Annotated in this window: 6 protein-coding genes; 2 read left to right on the forward strand and 4 right to left on the reverse strand. The window is 44.4% G+C overall.

The window, feature by feature from the left end; translation table 11 throughout:
* Positions 1-191: 191 nt before the first annotated feature.
* Genes PHP90_RS12835 through PHP90_RS12850 form a run of 4 tightly spaced genes read right to left on the reverse strand, consistent with a single transcriptional unit; the run spans position 192 to position 5,736 of the window.
* Positions 192-2,078 carry a flagellar hook-basal body complex protein gene (locus PHP90_RS12835; protein WP_299930678.1) on the reverse strand — a complete coding sequence of 629 codons (1,887 nt, stop codon included), beginning with the start codon at positions 2,076-2,078 and terminating at the stop codon, positions 192-194.
* Between the two features lie 58 nt (positions 2,079-2,136).
* The gene (locus PHP90_RS12840; RefSeq protein ID WP_299930681.1) at positions 2,137-3,471 is read right to left on the reverse strand and encodes a flagellar hook-basal body complex protein; all 1,335 of its coding nucleotides are present in this window, start codon (positions 3,469-3,471) and stop codon (positions 2,137-2,139) included.
* 28 nt (positions 3,472-3,499) lie between these two features.
* Positions 3,500-4,177: a FlgD immunoglobulin-like domain containing protein gene (locus tag PHP90_RS12845; RefSeq protein ID WP_299930685.1), complete on the reverse strand. Its 678-nt coding sequence runs from the start codon at positions 4,175-4,177 to the stop codon at positions 3,500-3,502.
* A 20-nt stretch (positions 4,178-4,197) separates the two neighbouring features.
* Positions 4,198-5,736 carry a flagellar hook-length control protein FliK gene (locus tag PHP90_RS12850; protein ID WP_299930688.1) on the reverse strand — a complete coding sequence of 513 codons (1,539 nt, stop codon included), beginning with the start codon at positions 5,734-5,736 and terminating at the stop codon, positions 4,198-4,200.
* A 179-nt stretch (positions 5,737-5,915) separates the two neighbouring features.
* On the opposite strand from PHP90_RS12850, the gene typA reads away from it, so the two are divergent.
* Positions 5,916-7,721, forward strand: coding sequence for a translational GTPase TypA (gene typA / locus PHP90_RS12855; RefSeq protein WP_299930690.1), 1,806 nt, complete (start codon positions 5,916-5,918; stop codon positions 7,719-7,721).
* A 145-nt stretch (positions 7,722-7,866) separates the two neighbouring features.
* The coding region (locus PHP90_RS12860; protein WP_299930693.1) for a hypothetical protein at positions 7,867-9,254 on the forward strand (1,388 nt) is incomplete at its 3' end.

Consider the following 9,254-nt stretch of genomic DNA (forward strand, 5'->3'; position numbering starts at 1 on the left):
ACTGTTTGTTTACTAATTTGTTTCATAATTCAATTATCCCAATTGACAGCAGCAAGTCAAGGGTGTTTTCATCACTCACTCCTTAAGTTTCAAAGCCTCGGCAGCTTCTTCACTGCCGGGTCTATTTACTTCATCAATTTAACAACCAAAAAACAAACAAAATTATAACAAAGCCGCTAACGCATAGTGCGTTAACGTTTGATACCGAGAAGAGTTTCTAAGAGGGTATCCGCTGTGGTGATAGTTTTGGCATTTGCCTGATATCCACGTTGGATAACGATGAGGTTTGTAAGCGATTTTGACAAATCCACATTCGACGCTTCGAGAGCGGAAGCCTGCATGTATCCGCGTCCTGCAGTAGCGGCCGTTCCGATGATCGGATCGCCGGAGTTAGCGGATTGGAGGAAGACGTTTCCGCCGTCGCTGGTAAGTCCTTCGTTATTTGAAAATTTAGCCATCCCGATTTGGGCAAGACCGAAAGAACGTCCGTTTGAGAATGAACCGATCAATGTACCGCTCGCATCGATACGGATACCTTCCAAGTCCCCACCCGGATAACCGTCTTGAGAAATACCGCTGGTAGCGGACGGATTATCAAAACTGGTAATTCCGTCAAAGCCGTTGATCGACCCAAAATTCAGGTTGATGGATTGATTCGGCTTAGAACCGTTATTTCCGGTAAAGTCGATCGCCGGGATATTGTACCCTGCTAATGCCCCGGTAGAATCAAAGGTAATTGTCCCTGCCGGATTGAGGATATTTTGATAAGGTGCTACCCCTCCGATATCGGCAGGTTTTGGAACGGTAACGGTATAGTTCCAAGATGTGCCGTTTGTCGTATTGCTGGTTGCTTTACGGAAATCGACTTTTAGGGTATGTTTACTTCCTAATGAATCATAGACGTCAATACTGGCAGAGTGGGTAGCCGCATTGACCGCTTGGGATTGTTTTGCCGTAGTAGAACCGGCTGTTATATTACCTGCAAGGGTCAAAAAATTGGAGGTAAAGGTTTCATTTTTAACCGTATTGACATCGGTAATTCCGGCTACAGCGATACTTAGGTTACTTGCACCGGAACTATTGGAAATTTGCAGTTTTCCTTGACCATTGTAGTTGACAGTTGCTCCTGCAGATGCTCCTGGATTAAGGGCATTGGTAGACGTCCAGTTAGCAACCGCCGCACGAAGGTCTTCGGTTGTATTGAAATAGTACACATTGGCATTAGTAGATGGTGTCGTGCCGTCACTTTGTAGTGGAGAGATTGCTGCCCCGCCAGCTCCGGTTCCGGTGGTGGTAACATCGCCACTGTTAGAGGTATAACGAAATTCTGCATAGGTTTGGCCGCCGTCGGTACTGATAAAAATACCGTCTCCTCCGGTTCCTGGTCCTGAAGCAGCAGATGTGAGGGCGAATGCAGTCCCGCTGCCGTTAAACATAACCCCCATATCTTCGGGTGCCTTAGGTGTCCCATCTTGAATAAATGCTCCAGTAGCAGTGGTTTCATATGTCGGTTTATATTGGGTAATTGTGGTACTTGCACTCAAGTTGGCTTTGACAACGACTTCCGTACTGGCATTCGCCGGAGTAGTGAGCCCAGGCGGAATGGTGATATTGCTGATCGGCGCGGTAGAATCGACAAGACCGGTTACTTTATCTCGCACCCATCCTTGGACGATGAACCCGTTATTATCGACAAAGTTCCCAGATCCGTCAAATTTAAAGTCACCGGAGCGGCTGTATTTATAGGTACTTCCGCCATCGGGAGAGACGATAAAAAATCCGTCGCCTTGGATCGCGACGTCGGTATTTTTATCGGTATTCTGGATAGAACCCTGAGACATAATTTTAGTGATTGAGTTTATCGATGTACCCAACCCGATTTGTACCGCATTTTTACCACCAAGTTGTCCTTGGGGAGCTGTTGCGATTTGATTGGTCTGTGCTAACAGATCCGAAAAATTGGCACGAGAATATTTAAATCCGATCGTGTTAACGTTGGCGATATTGTTGGATTCGACGTCCATAGCAATCTGATGCGATTGTAATCCGGTAACGCCGGAGTCGAGAGCCTTCATCATAACATATCCTTTTTTATCACTATAAAGTAAAAATTACAAGCAAAATATGTACCAAAAATTATCGGTGCATTTGCAACGCTTTTTGAATCATCTCATCCACAGTAGTAACAATTTTAGAGTTGGCCTGATAGGCACGCTGTGAGACGATCATATCCGTTAGTCCTACGGACATATCGGAATTAGAACTTTCCAAAGAGTTACTTCTGACGGTTGCTCCGGTAATGGCGTTACCGTTAGCATCGTACCAAAAAAGAGGTTTTCCGCTATCTGAGCTTTCGGTATAGTAAGTGCCACCCTCTCGATTTAATCCTTGATCATTTTGAAAATGGTAGACTGCGATACGTCCGATCGCACTTTGACGTCCGTTGGAAAAATCGGCTACGATGATTCCGTCGGCATTGATTCCATATTTGGTTAGTGATCCTGCAGATACACCGTCAGAGGTTGATGATCCGCTGATTCCGACACCATCGACAGCGATTACACCGCTAAATCCTGTTCCCAAATCTATCGCAACCGGTGTTCCGTCATTGTTCATGGAAGCAATATTAAAACTATCAAGCGAACCGGATGCGCTGAAAATAGCTTGACCGTTTTGTGTGTCATACACGGTATTTCCATCGGTAGATGTTACAGTGGCAACTACATCCCAGGCGGTTCCGGTAGCCGGCTGAACTGCACTTTTTGTAAAGGTCAGTTTGAGTTGATTGGTATCATTGTTACCGCTGATAACTTGAGCACTGATTGCGCGCGTAGCATCGGTTATTCCGAGATTGCCGACAAATGTTGCTTTGGTCGTCGGTTGTACCGGATACGCAAGACGTGTCGGAAACTCAATTGTCCCTTGACTACCGACGGCGGAGAAGGGAGCACTCATTGTCGGCGTATTGAGGACGAAAGCTCCGGTTGCACCTGTAGTTGATTGATCACCATAATCAAATGTCGGGTTGTAGGTAAAATTGCTGAGCATCGTACCTGTAACAAACTGCCCGTCTGCTGTTACTAAACGGTTGGTTGATGAGTTGACGTCGCCGCTTGTTTTTTGGTAGGTATCAAAAGAAAAACTGCCATCACGGGTAAACATCGTTTGATTTTTGGAGGTGACGCCAAACCAGCCATTCCCCTCAAGCGCTAGATCGTTGAATCGATCCGATGACATCATTGATCCCTGTGTAAGGTTAAAGCTTGTCGCTTGCAATTTCACCCCGTATCCGATGTCATTGTATGTCGGGGTATTTGCACTAGAGACCACATTGCTAAAAAGATCGGCAAATTCTGTTGACGAGCTTTTGTAGCCGGTCGTCGATACATTGGTTAAATTATCTGAAATGACATCCATTCCGTATTGGTTGGTCTGCATTCCCGATATTGCCGCATAGTATCCTTGTGTCATCTTTTTTCCTTATAAATTCCGCTGGAACTTAGTTGTTGGTTATCTCTTTGATCGTACTAAAGTCCACATAGCTTGACCCGAGTTTTGCATAGGTTTTACCGCTGTCAAATTTGATCGAGTCGATAGGGTAGCGCCCTATACGGGTAGTTGCCGTTGTACCGTCAGCTTTGGTATAGGTTGATTCGACGTAATAGGTTCCGGAATCTAATGCTGAGCCTGCACTGTTCGTCCCATCCCAAGTGTATTGGGCAACACCTGCATCAGTCGCTCCGACATCCATTGTTTTAAGGATTTTTCCGTTTGCATCCATAATATTGATTTTTCCGGTTGTAACCGCATCCGGAAAATAGAGTTCAAAAACACTTTTTTCGCCTTTTGTCGCGAGGATGGCATTGCTTCCGGTATCAGCTATTTTTCCGATAGCGGAAATTCCGGTGAATTGTGCTGACGCGGTAAGTGCTGATGCGAGTGTAGTTAACGCTTTTGTCGTGTTTTCACTGGACTCTAATGTGGCAAGCTGAGACGTTTGGGTCAGAATCTTTTCTGAGTCCATAGGAGAGGTGGGGTCTTGGTATTTAAGCTCCAGCATGAGAAGCTTTAAAAAGTCATCTTTTCCTAACACACCGTTAGGGTTGACCGTACTGGATGAGGTTGTAGCAGAACTGCTGCTGGATGTTAGTGTGTTACCATATGCGTCGATAGCCATAATAATCTCCTTGTTTGGGTTTACGCGTAATGCGGAATAATAATTTCAAGAGCACTTAGTTGCTCGCCTTTAAGCTCCATATCTTTGAGCGACTCATAAGCGCGAAATCGATTTTGCTGCTGTTGCTGATTATGCTGCTGCTGTTGATTTTGAGCCTGTCCATCACCTGAGGACATAAAGTTCATTGTCGTATTGGTAATTCCCTGATTTGCCAATTGTGTCTTGAGCTCCATAGCATTGTGTGCCAAGAACGCAACGCTGTTGGTATTGTTCGACTGAATATTGACATGAACATTGTTGCCGCGTTGCACGAGAGTGACTTCTACTTCACCGAGTTTTTCAGGGTTGAGTTTCATTGTAAGACGGGTGAATGGTGGTTTATATTCCTGCACAGCATCTTTGAGATCGCTGGCAAATGAGCGCATGCTTTGGCTTGCCTCTTTTGATTTAACTTCGAGTGAGTCGGCTTTTGGAGCTGTCATTACTTTAGGAGTTTCTCCATCTGTTTTAGAGGCATTGTTTCGGTCTGTTTTTGATTCTTTGGATTCATTCTCCCCCTGCAGAAGTGCGACAAGAGTATCTGTTTTGGAAGTTGTTAGTGCTGAAACTTTCGTTTCCGGAGTTTTTGTTTCCGATATCTTCACGTCAGGTGCTTTTACATCAGAAACTTTTAGTGCATTACCAAGAGTTACATTGTCAGATACTTTTTCACGTTTGTCTAAATGTTGCAATAGAGCTTTTAGCGGCTGTGTTTCGAGCTTTTCCGGAGATGTTTTGGTTGATGCTGTCGTTGTCGCCTGTGTTGAAAACTCTGCTGCAAGAGAAGTGTCGGTTGGAGCAGAGAGCTTAGCGGTAGGAGAAGATTCACTCACGGGAGTACCGGTTGCTTTTTGTTCTTTGGTTTTAGCGTCGTTGATCAGTTGGGTTATGGATACAAATGAACTGGACTCGGCAGGCATGCTAGTGAGCTGAGTGAGGGCTTTGGCTTCAAACAATGGTTTGGTCAGTACTTCCGGGCTGAATGTTTTTAGCTCTGTTGCAAACGTTTTTTTCTCAGTTGAATCGTTCATTATAGTGGAAAGGGAAATCGATTGAGGGTTTAACCCCATTTTATCCGCTAATTGGACTAATCCCATCAGGGTCTTAGGAAGCGATTTGGTGTCGTTTTGGTATTCGGGACTTTTTGCCGTGATCGCATTTTTGAGATACTCTTTAGCACTTTGTATAAGCGTTCGCACCTGATCGTTTGAAAGGGTGTTGATTAACTCTTTGGAAAACAGAGCCGAATCTTTTTCCTCACCTCCGAGTAAAAGGCTTTGAAGCTCTTTGATCGGAGAGCTTTTGGTATGGGTTGTATTGTTGGTAACAACGGTTTTAGCCGATGTGCTTTTAGGATCGATAATCGCTTTGAAGTCACCGGAATGCTGTTGTGTGGTGCTCAGTGTTGCCAATAACTTTGAAAATAAATCGCTTGATTTTGTAGTTGAGGATTTTGTATTTCCCCCCAATAAATCGATGAGCGAAGGTTTTGTACCGGCTTCTTTGCTTTGGTTGATCATCGGTGATCCTTACGTGAATGTACACAGCATCCAAATGGTTAATGTATATAGACAAAGCAAAAAATATTCCACTTCGATAAGTAATCGAATGGTAATAATATAATTGTGGCTTAACATTTCCTTAACCTTATGTGAGATATAATCCGCGAAAATCTTTGCCCTATTCATGAAGGACAGCAATGCAAAAAATTCGTAATATCGCCGTAATCGCGCACGTTGACCACGGTAAAACGACTCTTGTTGACGGGTTGCTTAAGCAATCCGGAACATATGGAAGCCACGAACAAGTGAATGAAAGAGCTATGGACTCTAATGCCCTTGAAAAAGAGCGTGGGATTACCATTCTTTCTAAAAATACAGCGGTTCGCTACGGTGAGCACAAAATCAATATTATCGACACTCCTGGCCATGCCGACTTTGGCGGTGAGGTTGAGCGTGTATTGAAAATGGTTGACGGGGCTTTGATCCTTGTTGATGCGTATGAGGGTGTTATGCCTCAAACGAAATTTGTTGTTAAAAAGATGCTTGCTCTTGGGATCAAGCCAATCGTTGTTATCAACAAAATCGATAAACCATCGGCTGATCCTGAACGCGTAGTAGACGAAGTATTCGACCTATTCGTAGCGATGGATGCGACTGAAGATCAACTCGATTTCCCGATCGTTTACGCTGCAGCGCGTGACGGTATCGCGAAACTGGACATGTCTGAGCCTGATGGCGATTTCAAATGTCTATTTGATACGATCCTCAACAAAGTACCTGAGCCTACCGGTGATGCGGGAAATTCTACGCAGTTACAAGTATTCACTCTTGACTATGATAACTATGTTGGTAAAATCGGTATTGCCCGTATCTTCAACGGTAAAATTGCAAAAGGGGATAATATCCTTCTTGCAAAAGCTGACGGTGAAATGGTCAAAGGTAAAATTTCTAAACTGATCGGATTCCTTGGGCTTAACCGTATGGAAATCCAAGAAGCGGAAGCGGGTGATATCGTTGCTGTTGCCGGTATCGAAACCGTAGACGTTGGGGATACCATCTGTGATCCACAAAACCCTATGCCGCTTGACCCTATGCACATCGAAGAACCTACGTTGACCGTTGTTTTCTCGGTTAATGATTCTCCGCTTGCAGGTCAAGAGGGTAAACACGTTACCGCAAACAAAATCCGTGAGCGTCTTGATGCTGAGATGAACACCAACGTTGCAATGCGTTACGAAACGGTCGGAGAGGGTAAATTTATCGTTTCCGGTCGTGGTGAGCTTCAAATCACTATTCTCGCTGAAAACATGCGTCGTGAAGGGTTTGAGTTCGGTATCGGACGTCCTGAAGTTATCGTAAAAGAGATCGAAGGGGTCAAATGTGAACCGTTCGAGCACCTTGTTGTTGACCTTCCGGCTGACAATGCAGGTACGATCATCGAGCGTCTTGGACGTCGTAAAGCGGAGATGAAAGCAATGGTACCGATGGGTGAGGGCTTTACTCGTGTAGAGTTCGAAATCCCTGCTCGTGGTTTGATCGGTTTCCGTGGTCAGTTTTTGACTGATACCAAAGGTGAGGGTGTAATGAATCACTCTTTCTTGGAATTCCGTCCTTACACCGGTAACGTTGAGAGTCGCCAATACGGAGCATTGATCTCTATGGAAGACGGTGTTGCGTTAGCGTACTCATTGTTCAACCTTCAAGATCGCGGTGTTCTTTTCACAGCGCCTCAAACGAAAGTGTACAAAGGTATGATCATCGGTGAGCACAGTCGTTCAAACGACCTTGACGTTAATCCGATCAAAGGTAAAGCTCAATCAAACGTCCGTTCTTCTGGAGCAGACGAAGCGATTAAACTCGTACCACCACGTGATATGAACCTTGAGCGTGCATTAGAGTGGATCGAAGACGATGAGCTTCTCGAAGTTACACCTCTTACTATCCGTATCCGTAAACGTTGGTTGGATCCTAGTGATCGTAAACGTTACGGCGCTAAAAAGTAATTCTTCTCTCTATCATTCCCGCGAAAGCGGGAATCCAGCTTCTATTAAACTTACATTCCCAATCCTTTCTCCACAATCCTAAATAAAGTTTAATATCGACCTCATCCCTCTATGTTTTGCTATAATACCCCCAAAAAGAATATTTATGAACCTTTATGCCGAACTCCAAAAAGCTCAAAGTGAAGAAGACGTTAAAGATGCTTATATCAAAGCATTGGGGCTAAAAAGCTTTACAAAAGGGTTGATCGATATCCAAACCGATGTGATTTGGTTTGAAGCCAAAGACACTGGTAAGCATTCCACGTACGCGATGTTTACACAATTACTCCATTATGTGCAAGTTGCCATGAACAAAGGCGAATCTGTGCCGCCTTTTTTAGCAGTCATCGATACCGAAAAAGCGGCAATTATGAAATCGGCGGACGTTTTACCTTTTTTAGCCAAAAAAACGATCAAATGGGGAAAATCTGCCAGTAAATATACCCCCGAAGCCCTTCAAGAAGTCTCTACGCATATCGGAACCCATTTTGTCTCATTTAAAATCTCGACGCACGAAGACGGATTTATCGCTACGGTCAAAACGGCGATCAAATCGGGTGACATTATCCGCACTCCTATCACTCCTGATAATCTCAAGCAAGTGTTTGATAAATGGGTCGACATGATTGGTCGAGAGATCAGTGGAGTAAAAGAAGAAGATTATGCTCTGCTGTTTTTTGCCGACATCATGCACGATGGCACAGTCTCAACCCACGCCAACCTACCCGCAGAACTTCTGCACAAAAACGATTCCCCCGTTTTTAGTTTAAATGGGCGAATTTATGAATTGGGAAGTAAAGAGGGGTATCGTCAGTTCTGGGCAATCTATCACAAACCGCCCAAAGCTGAATACCGTGATTATCTTCTTGAACGTCGTGACAGCCTTATTCCGCTTGATGAGCGCAGTTTCAAGGGGGCGTATTACACACCGCTCGCCGTCGTGGATAAAGCGTATGATAAACTCACCGAAACACTGGGGAAAAACTGGCAAAAAGAGTACATTGTGTGGGATATGTGTTGCGGCGTGGGTAATCTGGAAGTCAAGCACTCCAATCCGCGTAATATCTACATGTCTACCCTCGATCAAGCCGATGTGGACGTGATGAGAGCGACGAAAACATGCGTTGCCGCATCACGGTTTCAGTACGATTATTTGAATGACGACATCACCGATGAGGGAGAAATAGATTATAGCCTCACGAACAAAATCCCTGAAGGATTGCGAAAAGCAATAGCTGAGGGTAAGAAAATTTTGGTGCTGATTAATCCACCGTATGCAGAAGCTTCAAGCTCTGATAATGCTTCAAGCGGAGGTGGAGAAAGTAAAACAGGTGTGGCAACTACACAAATTGGGAAAATGATGTCTAATTATGGCTATGCGAAGCGAGAATTATTTGCCCAATTTGTTGCACGTATTGCTCTTGAAATTCCCAATGCAACTTTAGCAATGTTTAGTACGCTGAAATATGTAAATACATCGAATTTTGAGAAATT

It is taken from the genome of Sulfuricurvum sp. (genome assembly GCF_028712165.1).
GTDB lineage: Bacteria > Campylobacterota > Campylobacteria > Campylobacterales > Sulfurimonadaceae > Sulfuricurvum.